Genomic DNA, 17,743 nt, shown 5'->3' with positions numbered 1-17,743 from the left:
ACGGGCCCTTCCACTGTCTCAGTCGACTCAGTCGCTGATCCGGACCACCCCGAGCACCGGGTTCGGGGTGCCGTCCCGCTCGTTGTCGTAGATCACCTGACCGGTGCGGGAGGTGACCACCAGACGTACCGAGTCGGTGCGGTCGAGCGGACGGCCCGAGTCGGTGGCGGTGACCTCGAAGGTCACGTCCGACCCGTTCGCCCGGCCGGCGCCGCGCAGGACCGCGGTGCCGTCCGCGGCGGCCAGCACGGTGAACGAGCTGCTGCGCAGGTCGAACCCGGCCGCCGTCCAGCGCAGCTCACCGACGGGTGCGGTGGCCTTCCGCGGGTACGCCGCGTGCAGGGCGAACGTCGCCGCGGAGGCCTGCCCGCAGAACGCGCCGAGCGTGCAGGAACCCTTCGGTGAGGCCGTCACACCGGCGCCCACGATCGCGGATGCCGGGTCGTGGACCAGCACGTACGCCTTCTGCTCGCCGATCTTCCCGGCCGTTCCGCGTCCGCCGTCGTCGTCGGAGACGGTGACCGAGACGGGGTAGCGGCCGGCCTTCGTGAACACGTGCGGCAGGCTCACGACGCCGCTGCCACCACTGCCGGCAAGGCCACTGTCGTACGTCTTCCCGCCGATCTCCCACGTCGCGGTGTGCGTGTCCGCGACGCCGGCGTCCGTGAACGCCGCCTCGAGCCGCACCGTGCCACCGACCGCGACCACCGCACCGGCGGCCGGCGCCGTCAGCGTGACGGCCGGAGCCGCGTTCGCCACCTTCACCTGCCGGGTGCCGGCGGCGTTGCCGCCCTTGTCGTCGGTGACCCGGACCTCGACGGTGCGGGCGCCGTCGTCGGTGAAGACGTGGCTCAGGTCGAACGACTTGCCGTCGAGCCGCACCGGCTGCGGACCGCTGCCGTCACCGAAGTCGGCGGTGACCGACCAGGTGTCGGCGTCCGGGTCGACGACGGTGCCCTTCGCGATCCAGGTGCCGCCCTCGGTGAGCGAGGCCGGACCGCTGAACTCGACCGCGGGGGCCGTGTTCGGGGTCTGCGCCGGCGTCACCGTGACGGTGAACCGGGCCGTCGCGGACAGGCCGCCGTCGTCGGTGACGGTGATCGTCACCGGGTAGGCGCCGGGCTTCGCCCAGGTGTGGTCCAGGGCCAGCTCCTGCGCGTCGAGGTCCAGACTCCGCACGGTTCCGTCGCCGTGGTCGACGGTGGCCTTCCACGACGTGGAGGTCGGGTCGGTGAAGGTGACGGTCCGCTGGAACCGTTCACCGGCGGTCAGTTCGGCGTCCGGTCCGGCCGCGATCTCCGGGGCCGCGTCGGCCCCACCCGGCGCGATCAGGTAACCGATCGACGTGTAGGCGGTGTCGCCCTTCGAGTCCTTGAGCGTGAGGAACACGGAGTACTCGCCCGCCTCCTCGAAGGTCCGGCTGACCCGGATCGTGCCGCCACCGGATTTCTGGATCAGCTCGGTCTGCCCCTTTCCGCCGTCCGCCCAGTCCGCGACGACGGTGTGCGTGTCGCCGGTGTCGCCGTCGGTGAACGGAATCTCCACGACGATCGGCTTGCCGACCACTCCCTGCTGCCATTCCTCCGGGTCCTTCGGCACCGGCGGGTGGTTGGACTCGATGCCCCTACCGGACAGCGACACCGTGAACGTCGGCGGCGCGCCCTCCTCGGTGCTGATTCGCAGTTGACCGGTGGCCGGCCCGATCTCGGTCGGCGCGAAGCTGACCTGGATCGCGCACTTCTCGCCCGGCTGCAGTTCGACCGGGCAAGAGTTCGTCTGCCGGAACGGGCCCGTCGTCCCGATCGCGAGCAGCTTCATCGGCGTGGACAGCCGGTTGGTGAGGGTCACCGGCACCTCGTAACTGGAGGCGTTGACCCGTACCGGGTCGGCGAAGGCGATCTCCTTGCGGTCCAGGACGTTGTGCACGACCGACGTCGTGGACGCCGTGTTGTTCGCGTGCTCCGGGTCCGGCACGGCGAGGCTGAGCACCGTGGCCGAGCTGGTCAGTTGCTCGTTCTCCGCCAGCTTGGCGTCGACCCGGCCGGTGACCGTGATGGTCGCCGTGGCGCCGGCCGGCAGGGTGGAGATGGTTGTCCGAGCCACGTCGCCGGTCTTCTTGCAGGCGCCCCGGGTGGTCTCGCAGTCCTGGATCGGGGCCCGGGAGGGCACGGTGACGTCGGCGCGCACGCCGGTGGCCGCGCCGGGACCGAGGTTGGTCACCGTCGTCGTCCACGTCACCGGCTGGCCTGGTGCCGGCGTCAGGGACGACACCGCCTGGCTGACCCGCAGGTCCGCGCTCTCCGAGGTCGGGCGGAGCAGGAACGAGCGGTGCTCTGAGACGCGCTGACCGTTGATGCGCCCCTCCCTGGTCTCGCCTTGGACCACTATCTCGCCCGAGGAGTTCATGTCGACGATCTGCTCGACCGTGATACACGGGCCGTCCGCCAGTGGGCCGGCGCAAATCGGCCGGCTGAGCAGGTCGGACAGCTGGTACCGAGTGCCGTCGAGCCAGAGCGCCGGCTTGTACTCCTTGCCGACGACACTGAGGCCCGCGACCATGCCGGAGTTGTTGATCAACTTGGCCGCGCCGGCGCCGAGATCCGTGCGCTCGCCGTCCTTCCAGAGGTAGGCGTGGTCCCATATCTCGGCGTCCGACGAGCAGTCGTAGCTGCCGACGATGTCGCCGCGATGGTTGATGTCGTCCGCGGTGCCGTGCTCGAACTCGGATTCGCACTCGGGAACCGGCAGCTTCGTCATCTGGCCGTTCTCATACACGGCGGGCATCCACTCGTACGGTCCGTCGACGATGTTCGAGGCGGTGACATAGCCACCGGGCACGGTTCCCTTGCCGTTGATGCTTCCGTTTCCCCTGGCCATGAACTGCGGCGACTCGGGGGGACGCCGGAAGCCTCCGTTCGACCAGACGACCGTTTCGGAGAACCGGGCGTTGTACCGGGTCGCCGATCCGACGACCTGACCGTTGTCGTTGATGGCGCTGCCGGAACTGTCGCTGCTCTGCATGGCGGCGGTGTGCAGATCCTTGACGGTGCCCTTCGACCAGACGGTCGCGTGGTCTCCGCGAGTGGTCGAGGACGAGCCCACCACGTCACCGGCCTCGTTGATGCCGGACCCGTAGGAGTTGCACCGGCTGACGCCGTCCTCGCAGGGCAGCTCGGTGAATTTGCCGCCCTCCCAGCGAACCGCGCGGGAAAGCTGGTCGTTGGCCGGCCCGGAGGACTCGCCGAGGGTCACGGATGCCGAGATCTGCCCCTTGTCGTTCAGGCCGGTGGCGTACGTGTACTTCGCCTCGCTCCCCGGAGCGGCGCCCAGCTCGGTCACCGAGTACCCGCCGAACTTCGCCACCACCTCGTGGTCGCGGTCCATGGTGAGGGTGAGCTTCCCGGCCGGCTTGGCCACACCGTTCACGGTCCAGCCGATCGGCATGCGTGGGCCCTCGGCCTTCGGTGTGAGGGTGACCTTCGTGCCGACGCGGTAGACGTCCTGTTGCGGGTCGATGCTGACCGTCCCGCCGGGCTGCGGCGTGACCTCCAGCCGGAACTCCCGGGTGTCGGGCCGCTGCACCTGCACGGACGTGTGCGTGACGCGCAGGCCCGCCGTGGTCTCGGCGCGGACGGTGACGGCGTACCCGCCGTCGGCCAGGGCCTCGGTGACGGCCCGGAAGGTGCCGTCGCCCTTCTCGTCCGTCATCTCGACGGCCTTGCCCACACCCTTCTCGTCGGTCACGATCGCGGTCACCGTGCCTCCCGGCCGGGACACCTTCGCGGTGAGCGTGACCCGGCCGGCGTCGTCGGCCTCCGCCTCGGCGGACACCTTCACGTCGTTGCCGGCCACCCACGCGGCCAGGGCGACCCGGGTTTTCTCGGTGCCCGTGTTGGTCACCTCCACGGTCCATCCGCCCGCGACGTGCTTCTCCACGGCGAGCGACTGGATCGGCTGCTTCGCCTGGTCGCTGTTCGGCGCCCAGCTCGCCGCCACGGTGCCGTCCGGCTTGCGCAGGGTGACACCGACGGTCGGCGGCAGCGCGCCTGTCACGCCGAACGCGGTGCCCTCCGGCACGTCGAGGTTCAGCGTCTCGGTCGCGCCGGGGGAGACCTCGGCGGCCGGGGCGGCGAAGCTGTTGACCGACCCGGAGTCGGCGTCGGAAGCCGCCGCGGCGCTCCTCTTCTGCCGGGGCTCGGCGGTGGAGAGCGAGGCCAGGCGCGGCTTGACGTAGTCCTCGAAGTCCTTCGCGGACTCCGTCATCTCGGTGTGCATGGTGTCGGTGTAGGGGATGTCCTGGTAGGTGAACTGCGCGCTCTTCACCGGCACGACGATGTCGCCGTCCGGGAAGGGAAAGCAGGGCACCGTGATCCCGTGGCCGACCATGTTGGAGACGACGACACCCTTGAGGTCGGTGATCTGGGTGTTGAAGACCTCGTTCACGTACCGCGGGGTGAGCTGCAGGGTCGCCGGCAGCAACGGGATGGGGATGGCCGGCAGACCCACGACGGGAAGCATGGGCAGGTCCATCAGGGTGTCCGCGCAGGGCGAGCCCATGTTCGGTGTGCCCAGCTGGATCAACCGGTTGACGACGGGCTTCTCGTCGGTCGAGGCCGGCATCTCCGTCTGGATGTACTGCCGGGAGATCAGTCCGCCCATCGAGTGGGCCACGATGTCGACGTGCTCGGCGCCGGTCTTCCGCCGTACGCCTTCGATGTACTGCGCCTGCTGCTGAGCGTTCTGCCGGATCGTGAAGGTGCCCGCGTACGGAGCGCTCTCGCTGCCGGTGTTCATCGTCCCCGTGGCCTGGCCGTCACCGACCGCGTACCCCTTGAGCAGGGGATGCCCCTTGGTGAGGATCGGCTGGTAAGCGCCCCACGAGCTGGCGGCGTTGCTCTTGTAGCCGTGGGTCAGGATGGCCGGCTTGGGCTGGATCAGGATGGGCGCGCTCTTGCCGTCGCGCACCGTGTCACCGGTCATCAGCTGGGCGACGACGGTACGGTCGGACGCCGGCTTGGCACCTTCGTCCCAGGCGTATCCCGCGGTGTCCCACTCGATCTGCTCGGTCACCGTCTCCTTGGGCCCGAGCACCACGTCCCGCGTACCGCCGGGCAGTTCCTTGCCCGAGACGCTCTCGCTGAGCCGCAGCTTGCTGAAGAGGAAGTAGTCGTTGGGATTCCTCGTCCGCACGGTGATCCGGACCCGGTTGCCGTCGATCGTGCCGCCCGCGTCCACCGGCTTCCACTCGGTCGAGGGGTAGCTGCGGGTTTCCAGCGTCAGCGACTCCACGGTCGGCCCCTGCGGCGTCAGATCGAGCAGGAACGCGTGGTCCACCTCGGCGCCGGCGGGCCGGCCGACGCCGGCGATCTGCCCGCGGTCGTTGATCGCCCGGGCGTCGGTGAGCGTCCAGCCCGAGTCGGCCGGGATCAGGGTGTTGAGGTCGGTGGTGCCACCGTTCTCGAACATCGCGGCATGCTGGCCCCCGGGCACACGGATCATGCCGACCGCGGTGCCGGCGTTGTTGATCCCGGCGGCCGTGCCGCCCAGTGGTGCCGGTGGGGCGACCGGGGTGCCGGCGTCCCAGATGAGCGGGACGTAGCCGCCGTTCAGGTCGGTGCCGTAGCCGGCCACCTGTCCTCGGTCGTTGACGTCGCGGGCCAGGGTCCGGCCCACGTACTTGAGGAGGTCCCTCTTCAGGTCGATCGGCTGTCCGGGCACCGTCCGGAACGCGAAGGGAGCGTCGAGGCCACCCTCCGGCGTGGTGTCGGCCACACCGACGACCACGCCGCCCTTGTTGATCGCCGCGACCTCGGTGTACTGGTTCTTGAAGGCGGAGATGTCGAGGATCTCGCCGTCCGGCTCGAGGACCCAGGCGTCGCCGGCGATCTGGCCCTTCTCGTTCACGGCCCGGGCCATCCTCGGGTCGATCAGCTCGGCCTTGCCGCCCTTCCACCGGAAGGACTGGTTCTCCTTGCCTACGCCACCCACCCGGCCGGTGACCAGGCCGGCGTCGTTGATGCCGACCGCCTCGCTGCTGGTCGCGCCGGCGGGAAGGTCGCCCTGCAGGTCGGTCCGGGCGCCGTACTCCAGGATCGTGGCGTGCGGCCCGGAATCGGTCCAGACCACGCCGGCGACCTGACCCTTGTTGTTGATGTCCGAGACACGGCCGACACCTCTCCCGGGGATGCCGAGCGGGCCGAGGTCGACCAGTTTGGGGCCGCTCGGCGACGGTGGAGTTTCAGCGGCCACGGCGGGTGACGCTGGGAGCGCGACGATCGCCGCGGCGGACAGTGCGATGAGCACCGGCAGCCCGGCGAACCGGTGGAACCGGCGGCGCGCGAGTTTCGCTGACAAGAGATTCTCCGGGATCGACGTGCCGCCGCGCACTACGGCGGATCGTCGGAAGCTTCTCCGCCGGGCCTTGTCACGGCCTTGCCGTCAGCCGGTGCCGGCGGCGACAAGGAAACGACAAGGTGCGCCTGCGATCCTTGGTGTTCTCCCCAAATCCCCACATTTGGAGTCGATGGTGGACAACGTCGCGACGGAGCTGGAGCCGGAGCCGGCGCCCGACGAGCCGGAGGTGACCCTGGAGGACCTGTTCGGGCCCGGGTCAGCGCACCTCGGCCCGGTCGAGGAACAGGCCGGCTGACTGCTCGCGGGCGATCTCGGCGGCACGCTCCCGGTGAGCGAGTACCTGATCCGGCGGGCCGCCGAGTTCGCGCGTCAGAGCGGCGTGCTGCAGGTGCAGCCCGGCCAGGAAGAAGCGTTCGCCGACCCGGTCCGCCTCGGCAATACCCTGCTCGGCGGCCGACCGCGCCTCCTCGGGGCGCCCGGCCACGCGCAGTGCGTCGGCAAGCGCGTACGCCATGATGTGGCCGAACATGTGGCCGGCCGGCTGCGCGGAGAAGGCGGCGATGCCGCGCCGGATGTCGGCGATGCCCTCGTCGGTGCGGCCGTGCCGGGCCCGGCCCCAGCCGCGTGGCAGCAGGCTGAACGCGACGAGCTGGGCGAAACCGTGCTTCTCCGCGACCGCGTACCCCTGCTCGCCGTGCTGCAGAGCGTCCGCCGGGCGATCCAGGAAGATCGCCCGCCAGCCCTCCAGGATGTCGATGTAGGTCGCGGTGTAGGGGTCGTCCACGGCCCGGTTGCGGGCCTCGTTGTCGCGGGTCACCGCGTCCGACGCCGCGATCTCGCCCATCAGCGCGAGCACCTTGGCCAGCCAGCCGCGGACCGCGACCGCCGGGTGCTGCAGGAAGACTTCCAGGCGTACGGCCTGCGCGTGCCGATCTGCCAGGGCCGCCGCCTGTTCCAGATGCCGCCGCGCTTCCGGCAACCGGCCCTGGTGGTAGCGGACCTGGCCGAGGGACTGGTGGAACGCGAGCGTCATCATCGGGTCGCCGGTGCGGGCGGCGGCCGCCTGCATCTCCGTCGTGACCGCTTCGGCGCCGGGGAAGTCGCCGGAGACCAGCGCGATACCCCAGGTGCCCCAGAGCGCCGGGAGCAGGTGCTCGGTGGAACCGGTCTCGACGGCCAGGCGCAACGCGTGCCGGCGCTGCACCACCACCTCGTCGGCGTTGTAGCCGTGGGTGAGGGTGAGCAGCGCGCCGAGTTGCAGCCGGGCGGCGAGTTCCAGCGGGCCGGCGGCGGCGCCGGGCACCGACGGGACGAGGTCCAGGGCCCGGTCCAGGTTGCGCCGGGCTTCCCCGAAGGCCAGCCGGGCCTGGGACGCCTCGGCGGCGAGCAGGCTGAACCGGACCGCTTTCGCGGGGTCGCCGACCAGGCCGGCCGCCGCGTGGTGATGTGCCAGCGCCGCTGCCACGGCGACCAGGTTCCCCTCGTGCCGCCGTTCGAGTACTTCGGCGACCTGCGCGTGCAGGGCCGCCCGCCGCATCGGGCCGGTGACCGCGGCCAGGGTGTCCTGCACCAGGGCGTGCGCGAACGCCCAGGTGCTCGGGCTCTCCTCGTCCGGAGCCAGGATGCCGGCGGCGGCCGCCGGGTCCAGGGCCCCGGCCAGTTGCAGCGGGGTACGCCCGGACACGTCCCCGAGCACCCCGACGTCGAAGCTGCGGCCGATCACGGCGGCCGTGGTGAGCAGTTCCCGGGTCGCCGGGTCGAGGTGCCGCAGCCGCCGCTCGATGACCGCCCGCACGGTGGTCGGCACCGCACCCAGCGCCCGGCCGGAGATCTGCCGTTCCTCGCCGAGCAGCCGGACCAGTTCGGCGATGTAGAACGGGTTCCCGTCGGTGCGCCGTCGCAGCCGCTCGGCCGCCGCGGCGTCCACGTCGGAGCCGAGGCGGCTCGCGGCGAAGCGCCGCACCTCGGTGGCGCCCAGGCCGTGCAGCGCCACCCGTTCGGTGCCGGGCCGGCGTGCGAGGGCGGCGAGCAGGGTCTCGCCCTGGATCCCGCCGTCCTCGGCGGGCGTCCGCACGGTCATCAGCAGCGCCAGCCCGGCCGCCCGTGCCGTGACGGCGACGTACTCGGTAAGTTCGGCCGACTCCGGGTCCGCCCAGTGCAGGTCTTCCAGGACCACGGTGACCGGCCGTTCGGCGGCCATCGTCTCGAGGAACGAGGTGACCGCGTCGTACAGGCGGGCCCGGGCCACCTCGGGTGCGCCGGCGAACGGCGCCGGATGATCCGCCGGGACCACGTCGGTGGGCAGCAGCAGCGCGGCTTCCGCGCCGCGGCCCTGCAGGGCGCGGGCCACGGGTTCGGCGCCCCGGCGTTCGGCCAGGGTTGCCAGCACCTGCGCCCACGGCCCGAAGGCCGGGCTGCCCGGATGGTCGAAGCATCGGCCCCAGGCCACGTCGGAGGTGCCGGCGCGGCTCTGCGTCACCTCCTCCGCGAGGCGGGTCTTGCCGATGCCGGCCTCGCCGTAGATCACGATGCCGGCGGGTGCGCCCTCCCGGGCCCGGCCCAGCGCGTCGAGGCAGCGGCGCAACTCCTGATCGCGGCCGATCATCTCGTCCCGGAGGCGGCGCGGCTGCGCCGATTCGACCGCCGGTTCCACTGTGGCCGGCGGTGCCGGCGGCGTGGGGGCGGGCGCCGGTACCGGGTCCAGGCTGGGATCCTGGCGCAGCACCAGGGTGTGCAGCCGTTGCAGGCCGGGCCCCGGGTCGACGCCGAGCTCGTCGGCGAGCAGGCGTTGCGCCTCCTCATAGAGTCGCAGGGCCTCCGCCTGCCGCCCGAGCCGGTAGAGCGCGGTCATCAGGGTGCCCCGGATCCCCTCCCGCAGCGGGTGCGCGGCCACCACCTCGGGCAGCCAGCCCACCAGTCCGGCTTCCCGGCCGAGCGTGAGGTCGAGTTCGGCGGCCAGTTCGGTGGCGGTGAGGACCTGGTCCTCCAGCCGGCTCACCTCGTGCGCCAGGAAGTCCGCCCGGATGCCGCCGTACGGCGTCCCCCGGTACAGCGACAGCGCCTCGGTGACGTGGTCCCGGGCCGCCTCGGGCCGGCCGGCCGCGATCGACCGGCGGGCTGCCGAGACCAGCTCACCGAACCGGACCGCGTCGATGGCGCCGCCGGCCACGTCCAGGCGGTATCCCGGTGCCTGCGTCACGATGATCGGGCCGAGCCGTTTGCGCAGCCGGGAGACGCAGGAGTAGAGCGATGCCGTCCCGCCCGCACCGGCGTCCTCGCCCCAGATCCGGTCGAGCAGGACGTCGGCCGGGACCACCCGGCCGACGTCGATCAGCAGGGCGGCCAGCACGGCCCGGTGCTGCGGCCTGCCGACGTCCACCGCCCGGTCCCCGTCGAACACCCGGAAGGGGCCGAGCACCTCGAAACGCACGTTCGTCCATCCCCGCACCGAAGCCTGTGATCGCCGCGCGCACCCTACCCGCCGGGAGCGTGACCGGCGATCGATTTGATCACCCGATGGCCGTTGTCGATCGGTTACCGGAGATCGCGAACCAGGTCGGCGGCGGGTGCATCGCACTGAGGGGCCCGCAGCCACGTCCGGGAATACCTCGTTGCGGGGCTGTGAGTTGAACGGCCCGGCTTTACTGGGCCGATGACGATCTACGGCACGCCTGCGCCCGTACCCAAGCGCCGGGGATTGATCGTCGCGGGTGTCGCCGCGGCAGTCGCCGTGCTGATCGCCCTGCTCGCGACGGTGCAGTTGGTCCGGGATCTCCCGGTGGCCACGCTGAGCACCACGATCGCGGCGCGGATCGACGTGCCGGGCAAGAAGGCGAACCTGCCGTGGCCGCCGACCGGCGCCGCCGAGCTCATGGTGGAGGGCCTCGGCCGGCTGGGCGGGTCCGGCGGTGCCGGCGCCGAGCCGATCGGCAGCGTCGCGAAGGTGATGACCGCCTACGTGATCCTGAAGGAGCACCCGCTCACCGGCACGGCCGAGGGTCCGGCGCTGACGGTGACCGCCGCCGACGTCGCCGACTACGAGAGCCGCAAGGCGACGAACCAGTCGCTGGTGCACGTGGTCGAGGGCACCGAGCTCACCGAACGGGACGCCCTCGAGGCGCTGATGCTGCCGTCGGCCAACAACATCGCCCGTCAGCTGGCGATCTGGGACGCCGGCAGCGAAGCCGCGTTCGTCGCCAAGATGAACGCCGCCGCCGACTCGCTCGGCATGGACGACACCGAGTACACCGATCCCAGCGGTTTCCTGCCGACCACCGTGAGCACCGCCGCCGACCAGGTGGAACTCGCCCGGGCCGCGATCCGGATGCCGGTCTTCGCGGAGATCGTGGAGATGCGCGAGGCGACCATCCCGGTGGCCGGCACGATCTACAACTACAACGACATGCTCGGTGTCGAGGGTGTCTTCGGCATCAAGACCGGTTCCACCGACGAGGCCGGCGGCAACCTCGTCTTCGCGTCCCGCCTGAAGGTCGGCAAGCGCACACTCACCGTCGTCGGCGCGGTCTTCAACCAGCCCGGCGCGAACACTCCCGAGCAGCTCGACGAGGTGAACAAGCACGTCAAGAAGCTGCTGGCCGCGGTCCGCCGGACGGTGAAGGAGTACGAGTTGCTGCCGGCCGCGCCCGCCGGCGTGGTGCGGACCGCCTGGGGCGGCTCCACCACGGTGTCGCCCGCGGCACCTCTCACGGTGGTGGGCTGGCCAGGACTTGCGGTCCCGGTCCGGGTCACCACGACGGAGCCGGGCTCCGAGGTCACCGCGGGCGAGGCGGTGGGCCAGGTCGAGGCTTCGGGGGTACGGGTGGAGCTGCGCACCGACGCCGCCGTCGACCCGCCGTCCCCCTGGTGGAAGCTGACCCGGGTGGGTTGATCAGGCCTGGTCGCCGGCGGCGTCGGGCCGGCGTCGGGCGAGGTCGTCGAGGATGTCGGCGGTGGCGGAGGTGCCGAAGCGGGTCACCCCGACAGCGGCCATCGCCAGCACGGTGTCCAGGCTGCGGATCCCGCCGGACGCCTTGACCTGCACGGCTGCCGAGACGGCGGAACGCATCAGCGCCAGGTCGTCGACCGTGGCACCGGTCGGCGCGAAGCCGGTCGAGGTCTTCACGAACGCTGCGCCGGCCCGCTCGGCGGCCCCGCAGGCGGCCAGTTTCTGCTCGTCGGTGAGGTACGCCGTCTCCAGGATCACCTTGACGTGGGCCTCGCCGGCCGCCTTCACCACGGAGCCGATCTCGTTCTCCACCGACGCGATGTCGCCGGACCGCAGCCAGCCGATGTTCAGCACCATGTCGATCTCGGTGGCACCCTGGTCGACGGCGAGCTCGGTCTCGGCCACCTTGATCTGGGTCGCGCTGTCACCGTGCGGGAAGCCGATCACGGTGCCGATCCGCACGGTGGTGCCGTCCAGCAGGGCCACCGCTGCCGGCACGTCGCACGGGCGCACACAGACCGAGGCCACGTCGTACTTGGCCGCGACGGCGCAGCCGGCGCGCACGTCGTCGACGGTGAACTCGGGCCGCAGGATGGAGTGGTCGATCATCTTCGCGATCTGCGCGACGGTGAAGTTCATGCCAGCGACCGTACCTGTCTATACAGCCAATTGTCTAGACAGGTTGGGTCGGGCTGAGCCGGGTCTCGGTAGGGTGTGGCCATGCCCGACTTCGTGCCGCGCTACTTCCGCATCGGGCAGGCGCTTCGCGCACGGATCGCGCAGTCCCGCCCGCACGACCCGCTGCCCTCCGAGCCGGAACTGGCGCGCGAGTTCGGCGTGAGCCGGATGACCGCCCGGGCAGCCGTGACCCAGCTCGTCAACGACGGCCTGGTCTACCGCGCACCGGGCCGCGGCACGTTCGTCGCCGTGCCGGCGGGCCCGCGCCGGGCTGACAACCTGGTCCGGCTCAGTGAGGAGATCCGCAAGCAGGGCCGCAAGCCGTCGGCCCGGGTGCTGCTCGCCGAGCTGCGCACGCCCACCGCGGTCGAGGCCACCCGGCTGCGCCTGCGCGACGGCGACGTGGTCGCCATCCACCGGGTCCGCCTCGCCGACGACGAGCCGATCGCGGTCGAGCGCGCCGTCTACCCGGGCGCGCTGGCCGCCGTGCTCGACGCCGACCTCGCCACCTCGGTGCACGAGGCGATCGTCGCCCTCGGCCGGGTGCCGACCCGGGGCACGGCCACGCTCACCGCGCAGCCCGCCACCGACGAGGACGCCCGGGAACTGGGCGTTCCCGCCGGTTCCGCCCTGCTGGTCGAGGAGCGGCTGATCCTCGACGAGGCCGGCCGGCCGCTGGAGCTCAGCGAGTCCCGGTACGCGGGGGAGCGGTACCGCCTGGACGTCGCTTTCGGCGTGGAACCTGTCTGACATCTGTTTCGGCAGGTATCGCCGGCGTTAGTCTCCGGTGGACAGTTCGCCGGACGATCTCATCGGCTGAATGCCTTTTCGTTACCTGAACGAGCATTCATCGTCATGCGGTCTACCTACGCTCCGGCGGATCTACTTCATTCGGAGGACCTGTCTCGATGCGTCATCACATACGCAGCGTGGGTTCCGCCGGTCGGTCCCGCTCAGCACTGTCGACCCGACCTGGGTTGCGGGCTCTGGGCGCCACCGCCGTGGTTACCGCGCTCGGCCTTTCCCTCGCCGGTCCCGCCGTAGCGGCCACTGACGCGCCGTTCATCAGCGAGATCCACTACGACAACGCCGGCGCCGACAGCGGTGAGGCTGTCGAGATCGAGGCCCCGGCCGGGTTCGACCTGACCGGCTGGCAGATCGTCCTCTACAACGGCAGCGGCGGGGCCGCGTACCACACCGCCACGCTCAGCGGGGCCGTCCCGGCGTCCGGGGTGGTCGTCCGCAACTACCCGGCCGACGGGCTGCAGAACGGCTCGCCGGACGGCATCGCCCTGGTCAAGCCGGACGGTACGGTCGCCGAGTTCCTCACCTACGAGGGCACGTTCATCGCCGTCGGTGGCCCGGCCGCCGGTCAGGCCGGCACCGACATCGGCGTCGCCGAGACGACAAGCACGCCGATCGGCCAGTCGCTGCAGAAGATCGACGGAAAGTGGCAGGCACCGGCCGCCGGCACGTTCGGTTCGCGCAACACCAAGGCGACCGAGCCCGAGGAGCCGGAGGAGCCCGCCGAGGGCTGCACCACGGCCGTCACCCACACGATCGCCCAGGTGCAGGGCACCGGCACCGCCACCGGCCTGGCCGGGCAGACCGTCACGGTCGAGGGCGTCGTGACCGCCGACCACCGCACCGGTGGCTACAACGGCATCGCGATCCAGACCGCCGGTTCCGGCGGGGACCGCCCGGTCGCCGCGGGCACCGCGTCGGACGGCATCTTCGTCTACCTGACCTCCAACACCGCCAACCACCCGGCCGTCGCGATCGGTGACCAGGTCCGGGTCACCGGGTCGGTCAGCGAGTACAACGGTCTCACCCAGCTGAGCATCGCCGCCAAGGCCGGCGTCCAGGTCTGCGCCACCGGCACGGCCCTGCCGGCCCCGGTCGCGCTGACCCTCCCGCTCGACGCTGCGGCCCGCGAGTCGGCCGAGTCGATGCTCGTCGCCCCGGTCGGTGCCTACACCGTCTCGGACATCTACGACACCAACCGGTTCGGCGAGGTCGTGCTGGCCGCCGGTGACGAGCCGGCCCGGATCCCGACCGACGTGGCCCGCCCCGGCTCCGCGGCCGCCGCCAAGGTGAAGGCCGACAACACGGCCGGCCGGATCCTGCTGGACGACGCCCGGACCACGAACCTCACCTCGGCCGGCCTCGCCCCGCCGTACTTCTCCAAGGCCGAGCCGCTGCGCGTCGGCGACCAGGTGGAGAGCTTCGGGCCGGCGGTGCTGAGCTACGGCTTCGACGAGTGGCGCCTGCAGCCGGCCACGCCTGTCGACGCCGCCACCCCGGCCGCCTCGCGGACCACGTTCAAGCACACCAACGCGCGTACCGCCGCTCCGGCGAACGTCGGCGGCGACATCAAGGTCGCCAGCTTCAACGTGCTGAACTACTTCGTCCACTTCGGTGGCGAGGCCCGCGGCGCGACCGACCCGGCAGCCCTCGCGAAGCAGGAGGCGAAGATCGTCTCCGCGATCACCGCGATGGACGCCGACGTGATCGCCCTCATGGAGATCGAGAACTCGGTCCGGTTCGAGGACAACGACCCGCAGCTGGCCCTGAAGACGCTCGTCGGTGCGCTGAACACCGCCGAGGGCGCGGGCACCTGGGACTACGTCCGCACGCCGGCCGAGCTACCCGCTGCCACCCAGCAGGACTTCATCACCAGCGCGATCATCTACAAGCCGGCGTCGGCCACCCCGAAGGGTGCGTCCAAGTCGGTGAACGACGAGACGGTCTGGGGCAACGCCCGCGAGCCGATCGCGCAGACCTTCACGTCCGGCGCGATCGACTTCACCGTGGTGGCGAACCACTTCAAGTCCAAGAGCGCCTCGGTCGAGCCGACCGGCGACAACGTGGACACCGGTGACGGGCAGGGCGCCTACAACGGCGACCGGGTCCGGCAGGCGACCGCGCTCGCCACCTTCGTCGAGGGCCTCGGCACCGACAAGGTGATCCTGCTCGGCGACTTCAACGCGTACGGGCAGGAGGACCCGCTGCAGGTCCTCTACGACAGGGGCTGGTCGGACGCGCACACCACGTTCGCGCCGGACAAGTCGTCGTACGTCTTCGAGGGCGAGTCGGGTTCGCTCGACCACGCGCTCGTCACGTCGGAGTTCTCCAAGCGGATCACCGGCGTCGACATCTGGAACATCAACTCCGTCGAGTCGTTCGCCTTCCAGTACAACGGGTACGCGCCGTTCTACGCGGCGGACGCGTACCGTTCCAGCGACCACGACCCGGTCGTCGTCGGCCTGGAGACCGGTGCCGCCGGCCCGGTCGACCTCCAGCTGCTGAGCATCAACGACTTCCACGGCCGGCTCGAGGCGCCGTCCGCCGGCAACGGTGGCGCGGCCCAGCTCGTCGGGATGGTCGACCAGCTCCGTGCGGCGAACCCGAACACCGCGTGGATCTCGGCCGGTGACAACATCGGCGCGTCGACGTTCATCTCCGCGATCGACAACGACAACCCGACGATCGACGTGCTGAACTCCGGTGGCCTGGCCGTCTCCGCGGTCGGCAACCACGAGTTCGACAAGGGCCTGTCCGACCTGCTCGGCCGGGTCGAGGACCGGGCCGACTTCCCGTACCTCGCCGGCAACGTCTACAAGGGCGGCGAGCGGGTCCTGCCCGGTTACTCGGTGCAGAGCCTGGGCGGCGTGCGGGTCGGCTACATCGGGGTCGTCACCGAGCAGACCGGTTCGCTGGTCAGCCCGGACGGCATCGCCGGCGTCGAGTTCCGTGACCCGGTCGCCGAGGCGAACACCCTCGCGGGTCAGCTCTCCGACGGCAACGAGGCCAACGGCGAGGCGGACGTGCTGGTGCTGCTCGCCCACGAGGGTGCGGCCGAGACGAACATCGACTCCGCCGCTGCGCTGCAGAACGACGAGGTCTTCGGCGACTTCACCCGGGTGAGCGCCGAGATCGACGCCATCTTCAGCGGGCACACCCACCAGCCGTACGCGTTCCAGGTGCCCGTCCCCGGCACCGACCGGACCCGTCCGGTCATCCAGGCCGAGGACTACGGCCTGAAGTTGGGCAAGGCGGTGCTGACCTACGACCCGGCCACCAAGTCGGTCACCGGGTCCACTGCCGAGCTGCTGAACGTCACCGGCGGGCCGTCGAACCAGGCGGTCGCCGACATCGTGACGAAGGCCAAGGCCACCGCGACCGAGCTGGGCAAGGCCGAACTCGGCAAGATCACCGGGGATATCAAGCGGGCGTACAACGCCGCCGGCGCCGAGGACCGTGGCGCCGAGTCGGTGCTCGGCAACTTCATCGCGGACGTCCAGCTGAGCCAGACCAGCGAACCCGGCCGCGGTGGGGCGCAGATCGCCTTCATGAACCCGGGCGGGCTGCGGGCCGACCTGCTGTACGCGCCGGACGGCGTGATCACCTACTCCGAGGCGTTCGCCGTCCAGCCGTTCTCGAACGACGTGGTGACCCAGACGCTCACCGGCGCCGACATCAAGCAGGTGCTGGAGGAGCAGTGGCAGCCGGCGGGCGCGTCCCGGCCGGTGCTGCACCTGGGCTCGTCGAAGGGGCTCACCTACTCCTACGACGACAGCAAGCCGCGCGGTTCCAAGATCATCGCGTCGACGCTGAAGCTGAACGGCGTCGTGCTCGACCCGAACGGCACGTACCGCGTCACCTCGAACTCGTTCCTCGCCTCCGGCGGCGACAACTTCGCCACCCTCGGCACGGGCAAGAACAAGGTGACCACCGGCGACAACGACCTGACGATGCTGGTCAACTACTTCGCCGCGAACACGCCGATCACCGCCGACACCACCCCGCGCAGCACCGCCGGTGTGGCCGACACGACCGCTCCGGCGGGCACCTTCGGCCTCAACGCCGCGGCGCTCTGGCCGGGACAGTCGGTGACACTCACCCAGCTCTCGCTCACCGACGACGTCAGCGAAGCCGGGAAGATCAGCCGGGTGGTCGACTGGGGTGACGGCAGCGCGCCGCAGACCCTGACGGCCGGCGCGACAAGCGCCACCCACCGGTACGCGACGGCGGGCAACTGGACGGTGTCGGTCACACTCACCGACGAGGCGGGCAACACCGGTGCCGCCAGCTTCACCGGGCCGGCCACCGTCGCGGTCGCGGCGCAGGCCGGGAAGTACCAGCTGAACCCGAAACTGATCTGGGAGACCGAGTCGACCGATCTCGCCTTCTCCGGCGTGACAGGTGCGACCGAGCTGACGGTCGACTGGGGCGACGGCACGAGGACGAAGACCTCCGCGACCGCCGCGGGAGTCGCGCACGCGTACACCAAGCCCGGTTTCTTCCAGGTGAAGGTGACGCCGTCCAACGCCGCCGGGGCGGGCAAAACCGTCACGGCCGGTGTGGTGACCGTCCTGGCCGACTTCTTCCGGCCGGACGTCCGGCTCACCGAGCCGCGCAACGACGACCGGGCCTCGTCCTGGACGTCGGTGACCGGTACCGCCTACGACCTGGGCGCCGGTGTGGCAGACGTCGACGTCAAGCTGATCCAGGAGCGGTCCGGCAAGTGGCACTACTTCGCCGGCGGCACGTGGACGAAGGCGTCCTCGGAGCGCGACGCTGCCGCGAAAGCCCAGGTGCTCAGCACCATCCCGGACGCCAAGGGCGCCTGGAACGTGCCGGTCACCGGCGTCGCGAAGGGCACCCTGAAGATCACGTACTCGGCCTCGGACAAGGCGGGCAACACCTCGTCGTCCAAGACCTACAGCACGCGGATCGTCAAGTAACACCCTGAGGCAGAGGCCC

The 17,743-nt window shown here is 71.2% G+C and carries 7 protein-coding genes; 4 read left to right on the top strand and 3 right to left on the bottom strand.

Annotated elements, in window-relative coordinates:
* Positions 1–27: 27 nt before the first annotated feature.
* A complete protein-coding gene (locus LPA41_RS36745) occupies positions 28–6,354 on the bottom strand; it encodes a PKD domain-containing protein (protein WP_229075899.1) in 6,327 nt (2,108 codons plus the stop codon).
* 169 nt (positions 6,355–6,523) lie between these two features.
* Between LPA41_RS36745 and LPA41_RS42275 the strand changes: the two genes are divergently transcribed.
* Positions 6,524–6,649, top strand: a complete 126-nt coding sequence (locus LPA41_RS42275) for a hypothetical protein (protein ID WP_255691332.1) — start codon at positions 6,524–6,526, stop codon at positions 6,647–6,649.
* Here the strand turns inward: LPA41_RS42275 and LPA41_RS36740 are convergent.
* Positions 6,611–9,784, bottom strand: a complete 3,174-nt coding sequence (locus LPA41_RS36740; protein ID WP_229075898.1) for a BTAD domain-containing putative transcriptional regulator — start codon at positions 9,782–9,784, stop codon at positions 6,611–6,613. The genes LPA41_RS42275 and LPA41_RS36740 overlap by 39 nt on opposite strands.
* Positions 9,785–10,006: 222 nt before the next feature.
* Between LPA41_RS36740 and LPA41_RS36735 the strand changes: the two genes are divergently transcribed.
* Positions 10,007–11,242 carry a D-alanyl-D-alanine carboxypeptidase family protein gene (locus LPA41_RS36735; protein ID WP_229075897.1) on the top strand — a complete coding sequence of 412 codons (1,236 nt, stop codon included), beginning with the start codon at positions 10,007–10,009 and terminating at the stop codon, positions 11,240–11,242.
* On the opposite strand, the gene deoC is transcribed toward LPA41_RS36735, so the two are convergent.
* Positions 11,243–11,938: a deoxyribose-phosphate aldolase gene (deoC, locus tag LPA41_RS36730; protein WP_229075896.1), complete on the bottom strand. Its 696-nt coding sequence runs from the start codon at positions 11,936–11,938 to the stop codon at positions 11,243–11,245. It lies immediately after the preceding gene.
* An 81-nt stretch (positions 11,939–12,019) separates the two neighbouring features.
* Between deoC and LPA41_RS36725 the strand changes: the two genes are divergently transcribed.
* On the top strand, positions 12,020–12,727 hold the full coding sequence (locus LPA41_RS36725) for a GntR family transcriptional regulator (RefSeq protein ID WP_229075895.1): 708 nt from the start codon (positions 12,020–12,022) through the stop codon (positions 12,725–12,727).
* A gap of 227 nt (positions 12,728–12,954) precedes the next feature.
* Positions 12,955–17,724, top strand: a complete 4,770-nt coding sequence (locus LPA41_RS36720; protein WP_229075894.1) for an ExeM/NucH family extracellular endonuclease — start codon at positions 12,955–12,957, stop codon at positions 17,722–17,724.
* Positions 17,725–17,743 lie beyond the last annotated feature (19 nt).

It is taken from the genome of Actinoplanes sp. DH11, from assembly GCF_020873875.1.
GTDB lineage: Bacteria > Actinomycetota > Actinomycetes > Mycobacteriales > Micromonosporaceae > Actinoplanes.
Note: the sequence above shows the minus strand (reverse complement) of the source record. Positions and strands in the feature narration are given on the sequence as shown.